The organism is Pseudomonas sp. NFR16 (assembly GCF_900108875.1).
In the GTDB taxonomy this organism is placed as follows: domain Bacteria; phylum Pseudomonadota; class Gammaproteobacteria; order Pseudomonadales; family Pseudomonadaceae; genus Aquipseudomonas.
This window is the reverse complement of record NZ_FNYJ01000001.1, coordinates 723,638-742,865: the sequence shown is the minus strand read 5'-3', so window position 1 is coordinate 742,865 and position 19,228 is coordinate 723,638. Positions and strand designations below refer to the sequence as shown.

Annotated in this window: 13 protein-coding genes and 1 pseudogene; 2 read left to right on the top strand and 12 right to left on the bottom strand. The window is 55.6% G+C overall.

Annotation, left to right across the window (positions count from 1 at the left end; all coding sequences use genetic code 11):
* Position 1: 1 nt before the first annotated feature.
* The 5 genes from BMZ10_RS03275 to BMZ10_RS03255 all read right to left on the bottom strand — a co-directional run bounded on the left by BMZ10_RS03275 (position 2) and on the right by BMZ10_RS03255 (position 6,235).
* Positions 2-1,609 (bottom strand): PAS domain-containing hybrid sensor histidine kinase/response regulator, encoded by a 1,608-nt coding sequence (locus tag BMZ10_RS03275; RefSeq protein WP_093458609.1) that lies wholly within the window; start codon positions 1,607-1,609, stop codon positions 2-4.
* Positions 1,610-2,143: 534 nt separating this feature from the next.
* Entirely contained in the window at positions 2,144-3,133 is a 990-nt protein-coding gene (locus BMZ10_RS03270) for a M10 family metallopeptidase C-terminal domain-containing protein (protein ID WP_093458607.1), read from the bottom strand.
* A 348-nt stretch (positions 3,134-3,481) separates the two neighbouring features.
* Entirely contained in the window at positions 3,482-4,705 is a 1,224-nt protein-coding gene (locus BMZ10_RS03265; RefSeq protein WP_093458606.1) for a styrene monooxygenase/indole monooxygenase family protein, read from the bottom strand.
* A gap of 238 nt (positions 4,706-4,943) precedes the next feature.
* Entirely contained in the window at positions 4,944-5,585 is a 642-nt protein-coding gene (locus BMZ10_RS03260) for a hypothetical protein (protein ID WP_143070247.1), read from the bottom strand.
* 311 nt (positions 5,586-5,896) lie between these two features.
* Positions 5,897-6,235 carry a chorismate mutase gene (locus tag BMZ10_RS03255; RefSeq protein WP_093459943.1) on the bottom strand — a complete coding sequence of 113 codons (339 nt, stop codon included), beginning with the start codon at positions 6,233-6,235 and terminating at the stop codon, positions 5,897-5,899.
* Positions 6,236-7,433: 1,198 nt separating this feature from the next.
* Between BMZ10_RS03255 and BMZ10_RS03250 the strand changes: the two genes are divergently transcribed.
* A complete protein-coding gene (locus BMZ10_RS03250; RefSeq protein WP_256214419.1) occupies positions 7,434-8,135 on the top strand; it encodes an alpha/beta fold hydrolase in 702 nt (233 codons plus the stop codon).
* Between the two features lie 923 nt (positions 8,136-9,058).
* Here the strand turns inward: BMZ10_RS03250 and BMZ10_RS03245 are convergent.
* Positions 9,059-9,451 (bottom strand): hypothetical protein, encoded by a 393-nt coding sequence (locus tag BMZ10_RS03245; RefSeq protein WP_256214318.1) that lies wholly within the window; start codon positions 9,449-9,451, stop codon positions 9,059-9,061.
* A gap of 383 nt (positions 9,452-9,834) precedes the next feature.
* Positions 9,835-10,002: pseudogene (locus BMZ10_RS28145) on the bottom strand (pilus modification protein PilQ); the annotation flags it as partial.
* Positions 10,003-10,550: 548 nt separating this feature from the next.
* On the opposite strand from BMZ10_RS28145, the gene BMZ10_RS03235 reads away from it, so the two are divergent.
* Positions 10,551-11,534 (top strand): LLM class oxidoreductase, encoded by a 984-nt coding sequence (locus tag BMZ10_RS03235; RefSeq protein ID WP_093458602.1) that lies wholly within the window; start codon positions 10,551-10,553, stop codon positions 11,532-11,534.
* A gap of 360 nt (positions 11,535-11,894) precedes the next feature.
* Here BMZ10_RS03235 and BMZ10_RS03230 read toward each other — a convergent pair whose 3' ends face one another.
* The 5 genes from BMZ10_RS03230 to BMZ10_RS03210 all read right to left on the bottom strand — a co-directional run bounded on the left by BMZ10_RS03230 (position 11,895) and on the right by BMZ10_RS03210 (position 19,160).
* Positions 11,895-14,648 (bottom strand): ATP-dependent Clp protease ATP-binding subunit, encoded by a 2,754-nt coding sequence (locus BMZ10_RS03230; protein WP_371265939.1) that lies wholly within the window; start codon positions 14,646-14,648, stop codon positions 11,895-11,897.
* A 277-nt stretch (positions 14,649-14,925) separates the two neighbouring features.
* Entirely contained in the window at positions 14,926-15,465 is a 540-nt protein-coding gene (locus BMZ10_RS03225; RefSeq protein WP_092408324.1) for a DsbA family protein, read from the bottom strand.
* A gap of 8 nt (positions 15,466-15,473) precedes the next feature.
* A complete protein-coding gene (locus BMZ10_RS03220; protein ID WP_093458600.1) occupies positions 15,474-16,019 on the bottom strand; it encodes a redoxin domain-containing protein in 546 nt (181 codons plus the stop codon).
* A 361-nt stretch (positions 16,020-16,380) separates the two neighbouring features.
* Positions 16,381-16,683 carry a putative quinol monooxygenase gene (locus BMZ10_RS03215; RefSeq protein WP_093458599.1) on the bottom strand — a complete coding sequence of 101 codons (303 nt, stop codon included), beginning with the start codon at positions 16,681-16,683 and terminating at the stop codon, positions 16,381-16,383.
* A 266-nt stretch (positions 16,684-16,949) separates the two neighbouring features.
* Complete coding sequence (locus tag BMZ10_RS03210) at positions 16,950-19,160, bottom strand: putative bifunctional diguanylate cyclase/phosphodiesterase (protein ID WP_093458598.1); 2,211 nt, start codon at positions 19,158-19,160, stop codon at positions 16,950-16,952.
* Positions 19,161-19,228 lie beyond the last annotated feature (68 nt).

Below are 19,228 nucleotides of genomic sequence, written 5' to 3'. Positions count from 1 at the left end.
ATCACCCGGCGATGTCAGCCACGAAGCAGGCGACCCGGCGCGTCAACTCGTCGATCTGAAAGGGTTTGGTCATCAAGTGCATGCCCGGTTCGAGCATGCTCTCCCAGCTGAGCGCGTCTTGAACGTAGCCGGTGATAAAAAGAACCGTGAGGTCTGGACGCAGCGATCTCGTAGCGTCGGCGACCTGACGGCCATTGATACCGCCTCGCAGTCCGACGTCGGTGATCAGCAGGTCAAAGTGCTGCCCGGACTGAACCCACTGCAAGCCTTTTGGGCCGTCATCGGCGTCATAGACGTCGTATCTCAGGTCTTTCAGCGCGTCGGTAATCAGCATTCGGATGATGGCGTCATCTTCAATCACCAGCACGGTCGCTTTGCGGTCGTTCGGTGTCTGACGCAACGGGGCGTGGGGCACGTCCTGTGCAACGCTGTCCGCCAGTGAACGAGGCAGCAAAAGGGTCATCGTGGTGCCCAGCCCCAGAGTCGACTCGATGTGGATGTTGCCACCTGACTGGCGCACGAATCCATGAATCATGGAAAGCCCAAGTCCAGTCCCTTCGCCCATTGGCTTGGTGGTGAAGAAAGGCTCGAAAGCGTGGGCGATGACCTCGTCGCTCATGCCGCTGCCGTTGTCGCTGACACTCAGGACGTTGTAGTCGCCGGCGGGCAGGTCACGGTCAGCCGCAGCCGCCATGTTCAAAACACAGGTGCCCGTGCGGATGGTCAGCGTACCCACTGACGCCATCGCATCCCGCGCATTGATACACAGATTGAGCAGGGCGTTTTCCAGCTGATTGGGGTCCACCAGGCTCAGCCATTGCGTTGGCTCGCTGTGAATCTCGACGTCAACCGAGGGGCCCACGGTGCTTCGAATGAGATCGAGCATGCCGTTGGCAAGAACACTTAGATTCGTGAACGCAGGCGCCAGCGTTTGCCGGCGTGAAAATGCCAGCAGACGGTGAGTCAACGCGGCGGCCCGGCGAGAAGCGCCTTGCGCGGCATCAAGGTAACGTGCCGTTTCATCTATCCGACCCTGCTCGATCCGCGCCCTGAGCATGTCCAGACTGCCCATCACGCCGGCGAGCATGTTGTTGAAGTCGTGAGCGAGTCCGCCTGTGAGTTGGCCGACCGCTTCCATTTTCTGACTTTGCCTGAGTTGTTGCTCCAATAATCGCTGGGCCGTCATTTCAATACCGACACCCGTACGACGAATCGGCTCGCCGGCGGTGCTGAAATACGTGTGGCCACGGGACAGGACCCATCGCACGCCGCCGTCGGGATGCACGATGCGGTATTCCAGCTCAAGGTCACCGCTGTCGACCAGACCGCCAGCCATGGTCTTGCGCAGGGCGAGAAGGTCGTCCGGATGCACGTTCGCAAGGAAGTCCTGACGCTTGATTCCCGTTGCCGCCTGCACCGGATCTATTCCGTACAGCTCGCTGATTCCCGCATCGCAGTAGAAGCAGTCAGTGGATATTTCATAGGTCCAGACCCCGACGCCGCTCACAGCGGACAGGGCCAGGCGCGCGAAATCCATGGAATCGTGAAGCGCCGACTCAGCCACGGCTTCAGCCAGCACGTCACGATCGGTGGAGCTGGACGCTTGCATAATCCTCGAAACGGCACGCCGGGCATCGGCAACCGTAGCGTAATGCCCATCGCGGACCTGATCGTCGAGCAGTGAGCTCAGCGCGAGCGTAAGTACCAGGTCTTGGGGAGTGCCGTAGGATATGCGCAGGCCTTAAAGTGCGGTTTGTGGTCGGGCTGCGGAGTATCTCATATCCGCCCGGTCGGCCTGCACTCGCTGTGAACCGGGGTAACGGGCATGGCTGGCAGAGAAAAGACCATCGTCGGCTTCAAGCCTAACCAGTATTGGCCCGGTAAATGGTTGTAGGCGCGCTTCGAGAAAGCCCCGCAACGGTCGTCGTGGCCGCCATGGGCTGTGCAAGACTGAGAACGGACGGCACCCCTGCGGACACTGTTTGTTTCGCCTGGGATTCGTGAATGCGGACCGCTTTCTCGGCGCTAGGAGTCATCCAGTTCGCACGGTCTTCTGGTCACGATGCTGTGGGGTAGGAAGAAGGCCACCGCGCTATCAGGGCAGCCCTCGCTTGACTACGCCGCTTGACACGACCCGCGCGGATCAGCCTATGCCGGAATGAATTTGCTCTGCCATGCCCAGTAACTGGAAGGTCGCCGCGTCGTCCGCCAGCTCAGGGGCTGGCGGTGTTGTCTGGTCGCTCGGCGCTGTCGCGGCACTGGAGGCATTGGGGGCGAAAACGATACCGTCGCCTTTAAGGTATTGGCTGACATCGCCCTCGAATGACACTTGAAAGCGGCTGCCGCTTTCATCAGCGTCATAGGACTTGAGGTAGGTACGGGCGCCTGCAGCATCAACCTCGACCCTCAGCGTATGGTCATGGCCGTTGCCTAATCCGGTGAACTCCAAGGCAGACACGTCGACGCGGTCCTTGGCGGTAAAATCAAGGATCAAGTCGGATTGGCTAAGGCCGTCGCGTTGATAGCTGTCGTTAAGGTGGTCGTAGACAAAAGTGTCAGCGCCCGCGCCGCCCCTCAGGGTATTGGCGCCTGGGCCGCTGTTGATCACGTCTTCTGCGCCGTTACCGATGATGTGATCTTGAGTGAGGTACTGGCTGACATCCCCTTCGAAAGACAGCTGAAAGCGGTCACCTCCTTCGTCGTATGCGTAGGACTTGAGGTAGGTGCGGGTGCCGGCGTCGTTAACTTCAACTCTCAGCGTATGATCATGGCCATTGCCTAATCCGGTGAATCCCAACGCGGACACATCGATGCGGTCATCGCTTGAGAAGTCCAGGATCAGGTCGGAGAAGCTCGTACCGCCGCCTTCATGACTCTCGCTGATATTGGAAAAAACGAAGGTGTCGGCTCCCGCCCCTCCAGAAAGCGTGTCGCGACCCAGGCCACCTGAGATGACATCATCGCCATCGTCACCGTACAGGTGGTCACCGCCGCCGCCGCCGTTGAGGCGATCATCGCCGCCTGCGCCATGAATGGTCTCGCCAATGGCAGTGCCATCGAGTACATCTGGACCGTCAGTCCCGACTACAGAAAGCGTATTGGTATCAGTCGCTGCAGGTTTAGCTAGGCTCATGGTGACTCCAATGGTTGAGATTCCAGGGACGCTCACGATGCCACTTGATTTGCGCACCGTTCACCCACTGTTTCAAACATGAGTCAGACCGCGTAAATCCTTTGTCATTTGACAGAGGGCGCGCCCGCCGATGAAGGGTAGGTCTGAAGGTTCTGCATGAAGCATTCTGACTTGGCTCGACCGATCTGATGCAACCATTCAATACGGTAACGTTCTGCATCGACGGCACCGTCGACGGGTCTTTGGGCGCATTACCGGAGCACGTTCACAGGTTGGGAGCTTCGGGCTACAAATATGCGGGCGCAAGTGAAATGTCACACTCCCACAGTTGTTTAACCTGATAAGCGCTTAGAGGCTTCTCAAATACTGATGAAACTTGACAGGATCGAAGAACCAATTTTCTAAATCTGAGGGGTTGTCAAAACTGTTGGCAAAACGGTCAGCGATGCGTGTTTCATCATTAGCTGCCAGCAACAGCTCTGAAACGTGTGCTGGAGGCGGTGTCAGCATAGCATTGGTCCACTTTACAGAAGAGGCCACAACTCCCCAGTAACGTTCAAAGGTACATTGCATAAATTCAGCGTCAAAATCTTTATCGCCTTGCCGGATGATCGCTTCCAAATATACCTGGGCGCATTTAACGGCATTATTTGCGCCTTGTCCGGTGATCGGATCGTTTGTAACGGCAGCGTCGGCGATTGCTGATACGAACAGTCCTGATTCAATCTCAGCTACCGGTTGTCGGACGGCTGGAGTGATCGATCCGGTTAACGTGGCATTAGCATCTGTCAGTTGCACGTTTTTCGAGCGATCGTACTCCCAAGGTGTAAAACGTTTCATCAGCGCCAGCGTATGCTGGAGATGCTGACTGGCAGTAATATTTTTGGAGAACGAGTCCAGGGTTCCTCCGGGGACAGCTTCCCACAAAAGAATACCGCAACTCCCTGTATGCGTGTGGCAGGGCATCACAAACAGCTCGCCAACGCCGGGTATCAAGTTACATCGTACAGCCTCCAATGTGTCGTCTGCGCTCGGGGTCATCCCATGAACATAAGCTGCAGCGAGTGATCTTTGAGCTGTACTGAATCTTGATCGAGTTTCGTCTCGTCTGAACAGTGTCGATAATTCGCCTCTGCCAGATGCCACTAAGGTCAAATCATAATCACGGGCGAACTTGCATAATATTTCCCGGGTGACTTCCCGAATGACAACATTCCCACCTCTCTCCGCAAATAAGGAAAGCCATTGAGACATCTTCAAGCGCTGATCGACAGACTGTGCGGCACGATTCAGGCTGCCAACCCAATTCACTGCCCGTCCTCCCTGGCCGCCATCTAAGGAAACACCGATACCAGTAATCTTCGGTGCGACCTCTGACCAAAAATCCAGACCCTGATTCTGCTCATGGCTCAGCGAGGCACCAAAAAGGCACTGCGTTGAAAGAATGTTTCCATCTCTGATCTCGTCAGCAGTCCGATTGCTAATTAACGTCACTGAATAGCCAGCCGACTGCAGTCCGAGCGCTAATAAAAGTCCAGACTGGCCGGCTCCGACAATCAGTATTTTCCTCATTTTTCGTCTCCTCGACGCACGCCTTATATCAAGCCCTTACGCATTACGTGTTTGCCTGGCCTTCATGGCCTCAAACCATGTCAACCGTTACAACCACGTTCCATGCACCAACTGTTTTCCGAAACCTCAGTTCACTTCGCCTGAAGGCTGGTGACCAAACTGACCCACTCAAGACTCAGACTATTTGCTCTGGGGATATCCGCAAGTGACGATCAACTCGTTGAACATCGAAGCTTTTTTAACTCTCTTCGAAAATCTCTGCGTAGAGCCTAGCGACGGTAGGAGTGAAGTTCTGCTTCAAAGGCACAAGAAAGGCATCTGCTGGTGCGAGTTGCTTGACATAAATGACTTCATAGATGCGAAGGAGGGTGCCCGGCTCGGTTTCTTCAAGATCGAATCCAGGCATTATACCCACCGCTTTGTAACCGGCCCGTTCCAAAGCTTGTTGCATATAGGGAGTTCTGGTAGTCGCCATGCCGTAGATCAACCCTGCGCCCATGTGTCTGCCCATCTTCTCGCCAAGCTCTTGGGCGGCTACTGCCAGACTGGATTGTCGATGCGGGCGGGCAACCGCACCAACGCGGCCGAAGATCACGTCTGCGCCGTCGATCTTTTCCCATGTTGCGATGGCGACGATTTCATCGCTGTGGCGAACGACCAAGGCAAGGATTGTGGTGGTGCTGCGGTCAGCGCCTACGGCTTTTTCTTTATAGAAAGATTCGTCCATGAAGGAGCTACCCATCCCCGCAGAGATGGAAGGAAACCATGTTTTAAAGAAGGATATTGCGCTGTCGATCTCTTCAAGCCTCAACAAATCCCAGCGGTAGCCAGTGGGGAGCGGCGTGAACATGCGGATCTCATTGATCGATGGCCAATTCATCTACTTCACCTTATCGACGTGATTGAAAGCTATCACCGTGTTGCAGCGGGAGCGGAAGGTCTAGAGATGCACAGCCTCTTCGGAGCCTCGAATCAGTGTGTCATCTCATGCGGTCTGTTCTTGGCGACCTTTGGCAATGCTGGGTCAGCCAAAGAGGGCAGGCCGATGAAAGTCAGGAGAAGCAGCGCTGATCTCATCAAAACTTTCATCATGGAAAATGTCTCTTTGTTCTTCGCGCATCTGCGGAAAAGCAATGGGTGCAAAGGTTTAATGGCCTGCAGATTTCTTGAAGAATTCAGTCGAGTCTCAAATCAGGTGAACTGGGGAGCGTCAGCCTGATCAGTACTTGTGGCTTGCTCGACGGCGGCTATTTGACGGTGGCGCTGTACCACCTCACTGATCACGAATTCCATCAGTTTTTCAACGAAGCCAGAATCGAGATTGGCTTCCTCAGCCAGGCGGGTGAGCCGTTCGTATTGACGGCGCTCACGTCCCTTATCAACCGCCGGCAGTTGATGTTTTGCCTTGAGCACTCCAACCTGGTCAGTGCAACGAAAGCGCTCGGCGAGCATATGGATCAATGCGGCGTCAATATTGTCGATGGTCTGTCGGAATGTCGAAAGTTGGGTGCCGACGTCTGGTGTGTCCACGAAATGTCCTCTCTTAAGCTGTACTTTTTGAAGTCCCTGCGTGGTCCTCACGTAGTCCTTAATAACAGATCGATTTCGTAACCGAACTGTGCGAGTCGGCTTCGGGCCGCAGTTCTCACGGCTGTCAGCAGTGAATCATCGAGCAGTCCAGAGCCCAAGTGCCAACAAACCTACTAGAAGGTAGGCCTCAATGCAACAGCATCTGCGATGCTCGACCGTTTCCTCGAGCCCAGCAGGGGAGGTGTGTGTTCGGACCAGTATGAGGACCAGAGGATCGCTACGGGACTGCCATCGCTGCAATCCCAACGTACATATTTGTACGAGCAGTGGCGTGAGCGGATTTGAGAAACGGTATTTCGGCTGCGAAAGCAACGATGTAGGCCACAGCTAGAGGAAGATAATCAGGTTTCGCACGTCAAGCACACAGTTACGATCTTAGTCATTCTCTCCCTGGGGAAGCCCGCATCATTCCGCACTTCAGTCATCCACTGCGAGTCAAGGAGCCAACCGTTTCAAAGCACGGCTGTTGCTACCAGCCGTGAGCCTTATAGCCTTAAATCTTGACTGGCACCCTACTAGAAGGTAGGGTTGATTAGGGAATTTGCTTAACGCTTGTTGTGAAATTCGCCATTGTGATCGCCTACTGATCATCGCGGCCAACTACCGCGGCTTCGGTGACTCCGGCATCTCCGAGTTTGTGGGAATACATCTACCAGCGTTCACCACCGCTTTGCCACCAAAGTTGAGTTGTACAGACGCTTGTCAGTCAGTGCTGGCAACAAGCCGTAGCGGAGATCACGAGCGTCGAACGAGTAAACGCCGACCGAGGTTACTGGAGGTGCAGGGTACGCAATGGGTCTTGATCCGCAGCGTTTCACATTCCGCCTTGCCGGGTGGTTTTTCTTATCAGGCATTCGGCTTTGCGAAGCGTTGGTGAGTTCGCGCCTTGCGTAGCTTTTGGTGCGTTCTACCTTCCGATTGCGGCATTTGCCTGCTGGCGACGCAGGCCCGTCGCCGCAATGGCTGAGTGGCCTGCACGACAGAACTTGCAACTGACACAACATCAATCACTGGCGCTGAGCGTCTCAATTAAATGGAGTTCATGATGAAAAAGCATGTCGTAGCCTGTTCAACCCTGTTGGCCATAGTGCTTTCGCTCACCGTTTCGGCGGCAGAGAAAGCGCCCGACAACGGCACCATTGCGGGGCTCGGGGTCAAGAATATTGTGCTGGTGCATGGCCTGTATGCCGACGGATCAAGCTGGGCAAAGGTCATTCCATTGCTGCAGGCCAAGGGATATCGGGTGACAGCCGTGCAAAATCCCACAACATCGCTCGAGGCCGACGTGGACGCCGTCAAGCGCACACTGGCCCTGCAGGATGGCCCGACGATTCTCGTCGCTCACTCCTATGGTGGTATGGTCATCAGCCAGGCTGGCGTAGACCCCAAAGTCAAAGGGCTAGTGTATGTCGCTGCTCGTGCCCCGGAAGCCGGGGAAGACTATCCAGCCTTGGCCGCTAAATTTCCCCCGGCTCCTGCTGCCAAGGGGCTCCAGTGGTCTGCCGACGGTTTTGGTGTGTTGTCCCAGCAAGCCTTCCTGCAGGACTTCGCCGGGGACTTGCCCAAGCAGGAAGCCAACGTATTCTTTTCAGTCCAGCAACCTTTCGCTAAGGCCATCGCCACCGCAAAGACTAATGCAGCTGCGTGGCAGAGCAAACCCAGCTGGTATGCCGTATCAACCCAGGACCGAACTATCAACCCTGAACTGCAACTGTTCATGGCTAAGCGCATAAATGCCCATACGATTGAACTGGCTGCCAGCCATGTGTCTCTGATTTCCCATCCCCGCGAGATTGCCGATCTAATCGAAGAAGCAGCCAGTGAGGCTGATCGGCACTGATCAGTACAACCCCTTTAGCGCCGGACGCGTAACGAGGAGCTTGCATGCTGAAGTCAAATATTCTGACGCTGGCCTCTGCATGAGAGATCATTTTTGCGGTGGAGACAGAGTCTGTGCTTGCTTCTGCATCAGCGAATACGCAGGAGAGAAGGGCGCGCAGGCCGTGATCGAAGCCGGGCTGCGCTGCTGTGTTGTAGATTATCCGACTCTGGCTCGCCTTATGCTGAGCGTTAGCCCTGATATCCAAACTTATAGTCGAAGCAATTAAAGTGTCGGATAGCGGTTTTCTAGACTGATTTGCATATCCTCACGCAAGAGAGTTCTCACCACCTGGTTTTGGATTCGCATCAGCGCTCTGACATATTCAGCAGGATCTCCAACTACCCAACGCTGTTATGCGCTCCTCAGTGATCACAGGTTCAGTTGAGTTCAGTGGAGCGTCGTAACCTCAGTCGTAAACCGAGAGCGATGGATGACCGGACGGTGAGATTTGAGACAGGTTTTTGGCTGCAGCGTTATGGTGTTCAAACCGGATAATCAGCGATGGCGGGTTACGAAGCTGGAAGGTGTTGGAAGCATGGAATGTAACGGGTAGGTTCGGGAGAGCATGGTCGATTCAGCGAAGTCTGGCTTTCGGGAGCTGGTGAGAATGGGGATAAGGTTATCGGACCCAAATACTCGATTTAACATAATATACATTATGCGTACTGTCCTATACAGGACTGGGGGGCTCTGGTGTTCAGATTTGAAGCCACGCCCAAGCCTCGATTCACTGTGCCGCAGCTCGTGCCTGCACCTCAACGATGTAATTCAGGACGAACTGATCCTGAGAACCTTGCGCCTCGTAATACCCAACCACATTGGACAGCGTCCACTGCAGCAACCTCATCAGCACCGGGTCGGAAAATTTCCAGCTGCTCGACTCATACGGATGCCGGCTGTTGGTGAGTGAACACGTCGCGGTATCTCTCGAAGGAATCTTCCTGGCTGTCCAGGGACAAGCTGCTACGAATCGCTTCGGGCATCGCATGAAACAACGTCAATAGATCGTGCTTATCAGCCGTTTTATGGCTGGTTTTGCCGACGCTTTTCAGATGTTGGTGAGCCGCGGCCAGCGCTGCAGAGTCGAGTTTGTAGGTCTCGCCGGATGTACCTGGATGTTGGTCAGGCACGGAAATAAAGCTCTTGAGCAGAATTTCCATACCAATCGCCGCATTGACCTGGGCAACGTGCGGTAGGTTCTGCGCGTCCAGAACCTCAGAAGCTTTCAGGTAATGATGAGCGCCTTGAAGCATCCAGCTTGGAAAATGACCCATTGAATACTCCTTTGAATAGGCACCTCAGATGGCTATAGCCGTTGATTTACGGGGCTTTTACCGATGAGACGTGTGCTTGAAAGATACCGAACATGCTTGGAAGATAACGAACAAGGATGAGCTATCCGTAGATCATCTTGTGAGCTACCCTACTCCACTAATAATAAGCTATAACCACACTAAATGGCTGCTTAGTTTGGCTATAACAAGAAAACCAAACAATAGCTCACAATATGCTGGTAGTAATCGGGTGGTTACAGGGATCTCACGATCGCACCCGTTGCTGGATCAAACCAGTTCGTCGATGACGATGTAAAAACGTCCTGCCCTGGTGCTGCAACAGCACCGGCTAAGACCCTCCTCAAGGAGGGTCGAAATTCAGATCACTCAACAACCAGTACCGGCGTGAGAAAGAGAACCAGCTCAGTGCTGGTCGACACGGTCGAACTGCTGGAAAACAACCATTTGAAGCCTGGGGTTTTACACAGAAACGGCACGCTTCTAACGACGGTTGTATCCAGATCCGAATAAACACCACCCAGAGCGATGGTCTGGCCAAACGGCGAAAAAACCCGGGCGTCAGCGAGGTCGTGTTGATCGGAGGAACGCCATTCATGGCGTTGGAATAATCAGGCTCATCCTTAAACGCTAGCGTGAGAATCGAGTCTGGTGTCCTCCGTCGCGGGATCTGTTTGCAGATCACAGCTCAGGCAATCGTTTGATCTCTCAAAGTTGGTGCAAAGATTTTTCAACTGCTGCCATTCGTGGTGCCTCGACAGTCGCTCGCGCTTCATGGTCACAATCAGCATGGCGAATCATTGCAAACCCGCCTACGCTTGTTGGATTACCCCACGCCTTTACTCAGTTGAGGCAAAGGCTGGGGCAATCAGATTCCCTTCTGACCGTCCGTTCGTGCGATCTGGACCTGTCCGCGTGTATCGCCAGCCACTGGCCCCTTAACACGTCCCGCCCGACCAACATTTACCGCACAACGGGTAAACGTTTTAAGCACTCCCCACCTGTCGTTCTCAAGCGACCGATGCCGCAGCCCCGCTGGAAATGAGGCCGCTGTTCACGTTCTCCCATTGAGGAAATCAGTATGTATCGGCCGAGTACCATTACTTATCAGCAGCATCGAGGGTTCAGCCGGACCTTTACTCAGGGTCATTTGAGCCTTGGATTGTTTTTCCCTTTGGAGGCCTTCGATGGGGATACGCCCAGCATGCTCAACCAGGTCGCTTTGGCCAAACGAGCAGAGGCGTTGAGTTTCTGCGCGCTCTGGTTTCGTGATGTGCCTCTTCGGGATCCCGGTTTCGGCGATGTTGGCCAACTGTTCGACCCTTGGGTTTATCTGGGCTATATGGCCGCGCATACGTCTGAGATTGCGCTTGGCACTGCGTCCATTGCCATACCGTTGCGCCATCCGTTGCACACCGCCAAGGCATCTGCCAGCGTCGATCAACTGAGTGCAGGTCGCTTGATTCTGGGGGTGGCTTCCGGCGATCGTCCGGTGGAGTTTTTAGCTTTCGGCGTCGATCCCGAAAGGCGCGGAGAGATCTTTCGAGAGCACTATGAGGTGATCCGCCGCGCCCACAGCACCAGCTTCGAACCCATCCGCTGGAGCGGTGGTGAGATGCAGGGCGCTGACTTGATTCCCAAACCCACAACCCAATCCATTCCAATGCTTGTGACTGGAAACAGTCGCCAGTCGCTGGACTGGATCGCGCGCGAAAGCCTCGGATGGATCAACTATCCACGCATACCGAACATGCAGCGGTTGATCGTCGAAGACTGGCGACGTGAGGTGATGAAGCAATGTGGCGCCGTCTATAAGCCCTTCGCTCAGTCGCTTTATATCGACCTTGACGAGACGCCATCCACGCCGCCCACCCGCATTCATTTAGGGTTCAAACTGGGACGCTACCATCTGCGTTTTTTGCTGGAGTCGCTTGAGGAGATCGGGGTGGACCACGTTATCCTGAACCTCAAATACGGAAAGCGCCCTGCTGAGGAAGTCATTGAGGAGCTGGGTACTCACATTGTTCCGGAATTCGCGGTACAGCCGCGTCCTCAAGTGGACTGATACACGCAACCACCGCCACGCCCGGCCGATGTGATCTACGGCTGGGTGACCATGAGTTGCGTTCAACCGAAGGCGAAGCCTGCCAGGCTGGCGCTGTTCCAGCGCCATGGAGAGCACCAAGATAGCCGTCATGCTGGCGTGACTTCGGTACTGATGACCCTGAGTTTGAGCGCATGGCAATGGCACAAACGCAATTTCGCCGCCCTGTGCCATCAATGGACCTTCAGGACCAGGCACCTCCTGAGCCTGCATCAAGAACGCATCTTCGTCTGCCGGGCTCGTCCAGACATCCGAGGACCCAGTGCTTCATTGCACGACGTCATCCACAGCCCAGCTACCCGATGACGGGAGCAGGTTCAGCTAAGTCCCTGTCCCCGCGATCGACACGCGATCATCAGGCTGGTCGGGCGGACTCATGTTTGCTGAGGCGTTTGGCGCATCCAGCTTATCGAACAGCACTACGTCACGAGCTTTGTCGTAACCCAGTTCAACGCTGTCGCCTGCCTGGAGTTTGCCAGCGAGCATTTCCTTCGCGAGCCGCGTTTCGAGGGTCTGGCGAATCTGACGCTTCAACTCTCGCGCGCCAAACTCGGGCTGATAACCAACATCCGCCAGATGATCAATGAGGGTGTCAGCCACTTTCACCGTGATGTTCTGCGCAGCCGCGGTTCGAATGACCCGATCAAGCTGAATGCCCACAATCGATCGGATGTTGTCCCGAGTAAGGGCATGGAACACGATGATGTCGTCGATGCGGTTCAGGAATTCGGGACGAAAATGCCCTTTCAAGACGCCCATCAACTCATCTCGTAACGCTTTATCCGTAAGGCGTTCATCTTCTGGTCGCTCAAGATTCTGCATGATGACGGGAGAGCCTAGATTGCTGGTGGCGATGATGATCGTGTTGCTGAAGTCCACAACTCGTCCCTTGCCGTCCGTGAGACGACCATCATCGAACACCTGCAGCAATACGTTGCTCACATCGGGATGCGCCTTCTCAATCTCGTCGAGCAAAATCACGCTGTAGGGCTTGCGGCGGACGCGCTCTGTCAACTGACCGCCTTCGTCGTATCCGACGTAACCGGGTGGCGCACCGATCAACCGGGCAACCGCATGACGCTCCATGTACTCCGACATATCGATGCGAACGATCGATTGCTCGTCACCAAACACCGTCTCTGCCAACGCCTTGGCCAACTCGGTTTTGCCTACGCCGGTTGGACCAAGAAAGAGAAACGTGGCAATGGGTCTGTTGGCTTGTCCAAGGCCGGCGCGAGACAAACGAACCGCATCGCTGACCGCAAGCACAGCATCTTCCTGCCCGACCAGCCGATCACGCAAAGTGTCTTCCATATTCAGCAGCTTCTGACGCTCTTCCTGGGTGAGTTCGGTTACCGGAATACCGGTCAGACGGGACAGTACTTCGGCAATCGACTCAAGGGTCACCTCAAGGGTTTCGGAACCCGTTTTGCGCTCCCAGGCTTCTGTCTCCTCTCCCAATTGGGCTTGTTTTTGACCGATGCGCTCTTCGAAGCCTTTGGATTCATCGAAGCGTTTACGCGAGGATGAATAGTCCTGTTCGCGTTTGAGCTGGGTGATTTCTGCTTCCAGCTCCTGAATGCCAGCGGGCCTTGAGGAGGCGCTGATGCGCACGCGGGCCGCAGCCTGGTCGATCAGGTCAATGGCCTTGTCCGGCAGAAAGCGCGAGGTGATGTAACGATCCGACAGCTCCGCGGCTGCCACGAATGCTTCGTCGGCGAACGTCACCTGATGGTGTGCCTCAAGCTTGTCGCGCAGCCCACGCAGGATAATGATGGTCTGTTCTACGGTGGGCTCGGATATCAGGACGGGCTGAAAACGTCTTTCGAGCGCCGCATCTTTTTCGATGTGCTTTTGGTACTCATTGAGCGTCGTCGCACCGATCAGACTGAGCTCCCCGCGTGCCAGTGCGGGTTTCAATACGTTGGCAATGTCCAAGCCGCCCTCTTCACCTCCCTGCCCCGCGCCAACGATCGTATGCAGCTCGTCGATGAACAGAATCAGCTCCGAGCTCTTTGCAGCCACTTCATCGAGCAGTTGCTTGGCGCGCTCCTCAAATTCGCCACGGTATTTGGAGCCCGCGACCATTGAGTTCAGATTGACTTCAACGAGCCGTCTGCCACGCAGGATTTCCGGGACATCGCCCTTAACTATGCGCTGTGCAAGCCCTTCAACGATGGCTGTCTTGCCGACGCCGGGTTCGCCGATCAGGACCGGATTGTTCTTCCTGCGGCGGGCCAGCACCTCGATGGTGTTTTCGATTTCCAGCGCGCGGCCCAATACGGGATCCAGCTTGCCCTCACGAGCCAATGACGTCAGGTCGCGACCGAACTTGTCGAGTGTCGGTGTTCCCGTGGGGGTATCGACTCTCCCGTCCTCAGCCCCCTTACCCACCACCTTGACCACCTTCTGCCGCAAGGCTTCAGGGGTCACGCCGTATTTTTTTAGCAGCGTTCCGGCAATGCTTTCGGACACCGAGGAAAGCCCGATCAACAGATGCTCGGGGCCAACATACGAGTGCCCTAAATCACGAGATGCCTGGAACGCAAAATTGAACGCTTTTTTCAGTCGAGGCGAGATGCTCATCTGATCGACCGGAGCCTGCGCAGCACCCCTTTGAGCGTGTTGATCGATGTAGCCTTTGATGTCGTCCGCAGAAAGCTTCAATTCCTTGAGCAACGCTGTGCCTATGTCGGTATCGGCAAGCACATACAACAGATGCTCAGTGTCGAGCTCGCTGCGGTTGAACTCATGGGCTTTCTCCCCAGCGCGTTGCAGGATTTCCAGCGTCTGGGAACTGAATGCGTCGGTTGCGTCGACTGATTCGCGAGGCACATGCGCAGAGAGCCTTAAGTCATTACCCCCCTGATCCGCTGCTCCGCCCATGTTGTCGAAAAAGCGGGACACGCCACCGCCCAGCAAAGAGTCGAAGGGGTTCAACATGCTTTGATGGCGTAAAAGTTGACGGTAGTCGTGGTCGCAAATGGACATTGTTCTGGCCTGACCATTTTGCGACACGGTCACTCGCGCGACAGCCGGTCTGGCGTTACATATTTCACAGAGAGTAGCCATGATGAGTTGTCTCCAAAATGGATAACACGGACTCATACAGATGGATCTACGTGCCCTGAACGATGCTCAGGAAACAGGGGCATGAGACCAGCAATACGTTGAGCTTGGTCGGGAAGACGATGACGTGGGAGGGAATGGCAGCTTTGAGAAACGATGCCACCCGATCAACATAGTCGCGATCTCATGACAGCGCGCCACGGCTACTTGATTACCGACGAACGACGTCTAGACATTTCGTGTGAATAAACAGCCTGTCGTTAGCTATCAACCCAGGCGCTAGCTAGCGATTGAGTCCACGCATTGAGGAAAGCTCAATCGCCTGACTCATCTCGGTGACCTCGGGAGGCCCGTCATAGCGAAGCCCGTCGATGTAGAACGCAGGCGTGCCGTTTACCCCGCTACGTACGCCGCCATTGAAATCGGATTGTATTTTGGGCAGATAGATATCGGTTTGCATCGCAACAACGAGTTCATCGCTGGAAAGGCCGTGTCTCAGTGCGATGGCGCCATACAGCGGCACGCCCAATCGATCCTGATTTTCATACAACTCGTCGTGGGCCTCCCAGAAGAATCCTCGACTCCCGGCATATTCAGCGGTGACAGCTGCGCCCAGCGCATGCGGGTGAGCAGTGGTCAGTGGAAAGTTGCGAAACACAAGCAACAGATCCTCGCCAAAATGCTGCTGCAGCTGCTTGACGACCCAGTACGCCAAACCGCAATAGGGGCATTCGTAGTCGCCATATTCCACCAGTGTGACCTTGGCATCCGCCCTTCCCTGGCGATGGTCGTTTGCAGTTACCGGGACTTTGAGAGTGGCCATGTGATCACCTACTGGTTGTTGGCGGGCGTGCTGTGTGGGGACTCTGCCAGAGCATCCAGCGCATCCAGAATGCCGTCCGCTCCAGGATTGATTGCCATCGGTGAAACGTAGCTCCAGGCGACCACCCCCTCCTTGTCAATCACGAACAACGCACGCTTACACACTCCAAGGTGGGAATCGTACACGCCATACTGTCGCGCCACCGCTCCTTTGGGCTCGAAATCGGCAAGCAGGCTGAAGTGAAACCCACGATCTTTGACGAAGGCCTGATGACACCATGCGCTGTCGACGGAAATACCCAGCAGCGTCGCGCCGTACTCTCTGAAGGTGGGAAGCACCTGGTTGTACAAGGTCAGTTGGTCGCCACACACCGAGCTCCAGTCAGCGGGGTAGAACGCCAATATTACGGGACTTCCCTTTAGCTCGTGCAGGGACAGCCGCTGATCGGGCGTTGCGTACAGGGAGAAATCGGGGGCGACAGTGCCGGCTGGAAGTGGTCCTTGAAGCAGGCGGTCGGTCGTTTCTTTTGCATCATCCAATGCTGAAGTGTTCATTGCTTGAGCCCTGATAGGTGGGGTGGGTTCTGTACAGCCGGATACGACTCGCCCGGCGGGGTAATTTCATCCACCGTCAAGGGGTTCAGAATGGCGAAGAGGCCTCGAGACAAGCCTGAGTGCCTTCCGCTGCGAGGGTATGGCCGCATTACGAGCACGAGGCGATCCGCCGTGCTTTCGCGGAGTGGGGGTTGAGGCCAGGTTGGCAGCGCAACGGCTGATTTGATCTGACGCACCAATGACTATAGTCGCTGTAGGCACCTGCCCGCCGAAAAGAGACCCGCGGTAACGTCCAGACTCAGCCGCGTCCCTGAGGCTGCAAAAAGGCGGCAGGGACGGGTTGGAGCCTTGTCGGGCTTGCTTAGCCGGGCAGCTTAGCCGCAAGCACGTCAACCTTCTCGATTGACGGCGGTTCGGCAAACAGCTCGGCAGCCTTTGCCATAAGCGCGGCGGCGACCTTGCCCGAAAGATGAGCCTGTCGGCCTGCTTCATCCGGGAAGGCGTCAAAGATGCCAAAGGTGGAAGGTCCCAAGCGGATGGCGAACCAGGCCGTGGTGGCTGGCTCCTCCGCCACGATTGCAAGACCACTCATTAAAAAGCCCTCAACCTCTTTCTCTTTCCCGGGTTTTGCTTCGAGACGAACGAACAACGCTACGTTGACCATGACGTGTCTCCTCTTGTTATGACCAGGTCATCATGCGCCATGCTTTCCAGTAAGCCCAACGGGATATTTGCCGACTTGCCAGCAAGCTCCAGTGTCGTGAGGATGGAAGATAGCGTCGAGTCATTCCGCCGGCAGAGCAAACGGCCAGAAGCGGACGCCGGACTGCGTCGTTACCCGTCATTAGCTGCACCCAGCCCATTTACTCGACGGCGGCGCCCTTTCCCTCAGCATCCGATGTTCAAGACGCAGACCAACCGAACGGCCGGTCAGCGATGAAACTCTGGATGGCTCAGGAACGCTTCGAGGGCGGCAAACGGCATCGGTCTGGCGAAGTGATAACCCTGAAAAATATCGCAGCGACTGCCTTTCAGAAATTCCATTTGGGATGCCGTTTCCACGCCTTCGGCGACGACAATGAGGCTGAGGTGGTGGGCCATGGAAATAATGCCCTGGGTGATTGCTGCATCGTGATGATCGGTAGCGACTTCCCGGATGAACGAACGGTCGATCTTGATCTTATCGATCGGCAAACGCTTGAGGTAGCTGAGGCTGGAAAAACCGGTGCCGAAGTCATCGAGTGCAATGCGCACCCCCAAAGCCTTGAGCCGGTGCAACGTCTCGATCGCCTGTTCAGCGTTATGCAACAGCAGCGACTCGGTGATCTCCAGCTCCAGTTGTTCACCTCGCAGACCGTGTTTATCCAGCGTGGCCTGGACATACTGCACGAAATGGCCACGCTGAAAATGCATTGGTGAAATATTGACGGCCATCGAGATGCCCGAATTGCCCTGCTCGTCCAGCTGGCGCAACTGAGCGCAGGCCGTATCGAGCACCCAATGGCTAAGCGGGATGATCTGACCACTGTCCTCGGCCACCGGAACAAACACCGCTGGGGGGATAAATCCCTTTTCCGGATGCTCCCAGCGCAGCAACGCTTCGATCCCGACCACACGCCCGGTACGTGCGTCGATCTGCGGTTGATAATGCAGCTGTAACGACTGAGTCTCGATAGCCTTTTGCAGGTCATTGCGCAGCCTGGCGTGCTCGCAAACACGCTGATTCAGGTCGCTGGTGTACCACTGAAAATTGTTGCGCCCTTGTTGTTTGGCTTTGTACATGGCCATGTCAGCCTGTTGGATCAACTGCATCGGCTGCTCAAGGTGACCATCGCTCAGGGTGATACCGACACTTGCGCTCACGTGCAGGTCGATGCCCTGGATGCAGTAGGGTCTGGCAATGCTGGCCATCAATCGCTCGGCCACTGGCACGACGTCCTCATCACGCAACAGGTCCGGCAGCAGAACGATGAATTCGTCACCGCCCATGCGCACGATCGTGTCACCGGGCCTAACCTGCTCTGCCATGCGTCGCGCTACCTCAATCAGCACCTGATCGCCAAAGTAGTGCCCGATAGAATCATTGATGGATTTGAATCCATCCAGATCAATGCACATTACCGCCAGCAGCCGCTTTCGCAGACGGCTGAGGTGACAATCCAGAATAAGCTGGTCTTCAAGCGACACACGGTTAAGCAAGCCGGTCAGCTGGTCATGGCTGGCGTTGAAACTCAACTGGCGCTCGAAATGCTTCTGATCGCTGATGTCACGGGCAATGCCAAACACACCAACGATCTCGCCGTTGACCATGATGGGCAGGTTTGAAATGTCCATGGTCAATAGTTTTTCATTCTCGTCTCGAAGCCGTGCCTCAAAGCGTTGAGGGGCTCCGGCACGCGCTGCGGAAAAATGCTGACTGACCCGCATCAGGTCTTCCTCAGGCACCAGACGGGAAAAGTGATGGCCAATGAACTGGGTTGCAGTCTGCGGCTTAAGCTTCAGGCCTGCGGGATTCACACTCTGGATGTTGCCGAGTAGATCGAGCGCGAACACCGGGTTGGGGTTATAGGTGAACAGTGAACGAAAGCGTTGCTCGCTCTCCTCCAGGCGCTGACCGTCACGCTCATGGCGGATTGCGATGACTGCCAGTTGGGCGGCGCAGGCAAGTTGTTGAATCTGTAATTCGTCTGGCGTATGGGTGCGATTCTGATACAGGGCAAATGTGCCCAATACGCTGCCTTCATGGGAGAGCAAAGGCACCGACCAGCAGGAATGCAAGTTATGCCCAAGCGCCAGGCTGCGGAAACGCTCCCAATTCGGATCTTGAGCGATGTCTTCAGTGACCACCATTTCGCGCCGGAACGCTGCCGTGCCGCAGGTGCCTTCCCGTGGACCGATCGCCATTCCATGAATCGCCTCACTGTACTTGGCCGGCAGGCCGGGCGCCGCGCCGCTCAGCAAGTGCTTGCCCTCGGCGTCAGTGAGGAGAATGGAACAGAACGTGTCGGGTCTCTGGGCGTTTTGCATCTGGCAGATGGCGCAAAGTATTTCGTCCAGATGTTGGTCACTTGCGATCATGCCGAGAATGTCACGTTGCGACTCTGGGAACGTATTGCTGTGAAAATCGGGACGAGTATTCATGGTGGTTCCTGAAGACTCTCGAGGTCGTCCGGTCTACAGAGAGCCAGAATTAGTGGGCGGCCGATCAC

Coding starts and splice junctions, on each gene's coding strand:
- BMZ10_RS03275 (WP_093458609.1), bottom strand. CDS start 1,609: ATGCAAGCGTCCAGCTCCACCGATCGTGACGTGCTGGCTGAAGCCGTG.
- BMZ10_RS03270 (WP_093458607.1), bottom strand. CDS start 3,133: ATGAGCCTAGCTAAACCTGCAGCGACTGATACCAATACGCTTTCTGTA.
- BMZ10_RS03265 (WP_093458606.1), bottom strand. CDS start 4,705: ATGAGGAAAATACTGATTGTCGGAGCCGGCCAGTCTGGACTTTTATTA.
- BMZ10_RS03260 (WP_143070247.1), bottom strand. CDS start 5,585: ATGAATTGGCCATCGATCAATGAGATCCGCATGTTCACGCCGCTCCCC.
- BMZ10_RS03245 (WP_256214318.1), bottom strand. CDS start 9,451: ATGGGTCATTTTCCAAGCTGGATGCTTCAAGGCGCTCATCATTACCTG.
- BMZ10_RS03235 (WP_093458602.1), top strand. CDS start 10,551: ATGTATCGGCCGAGTACCATTACTTATCAGCAGCATCGAGGGTTCAGC.
- BMZ10_RS03225 (WP_092408324.1), bottom strand. CDS start 15,465: ATGGCCACTCTCAAAGTCCCGGTAACTGCAAACGACCATCGCCAGGGA.
- BMZ10_RS03220 (WP_093458600.1), bottom strand. CDS start 16,019: ATGAACACTTCAGCATTGGATGATGCAAAAGAAACGACCGACCGCCTG.
- BMZ10_RS03215 (WP_093458599.1), bottom strand. CDS start 16,683: ATGGTCAACGTAGCGTTGTTCGTTCGTCTCGAAGCAAAACCCGGGAAA.
- BMZ10_RS03210 (WP_093458598.1), bottom strand. CDS start 19,160: ATGAATACTCGTCCCGATTTTCACAGCAATACGTTCCCAGAGTCGCAA.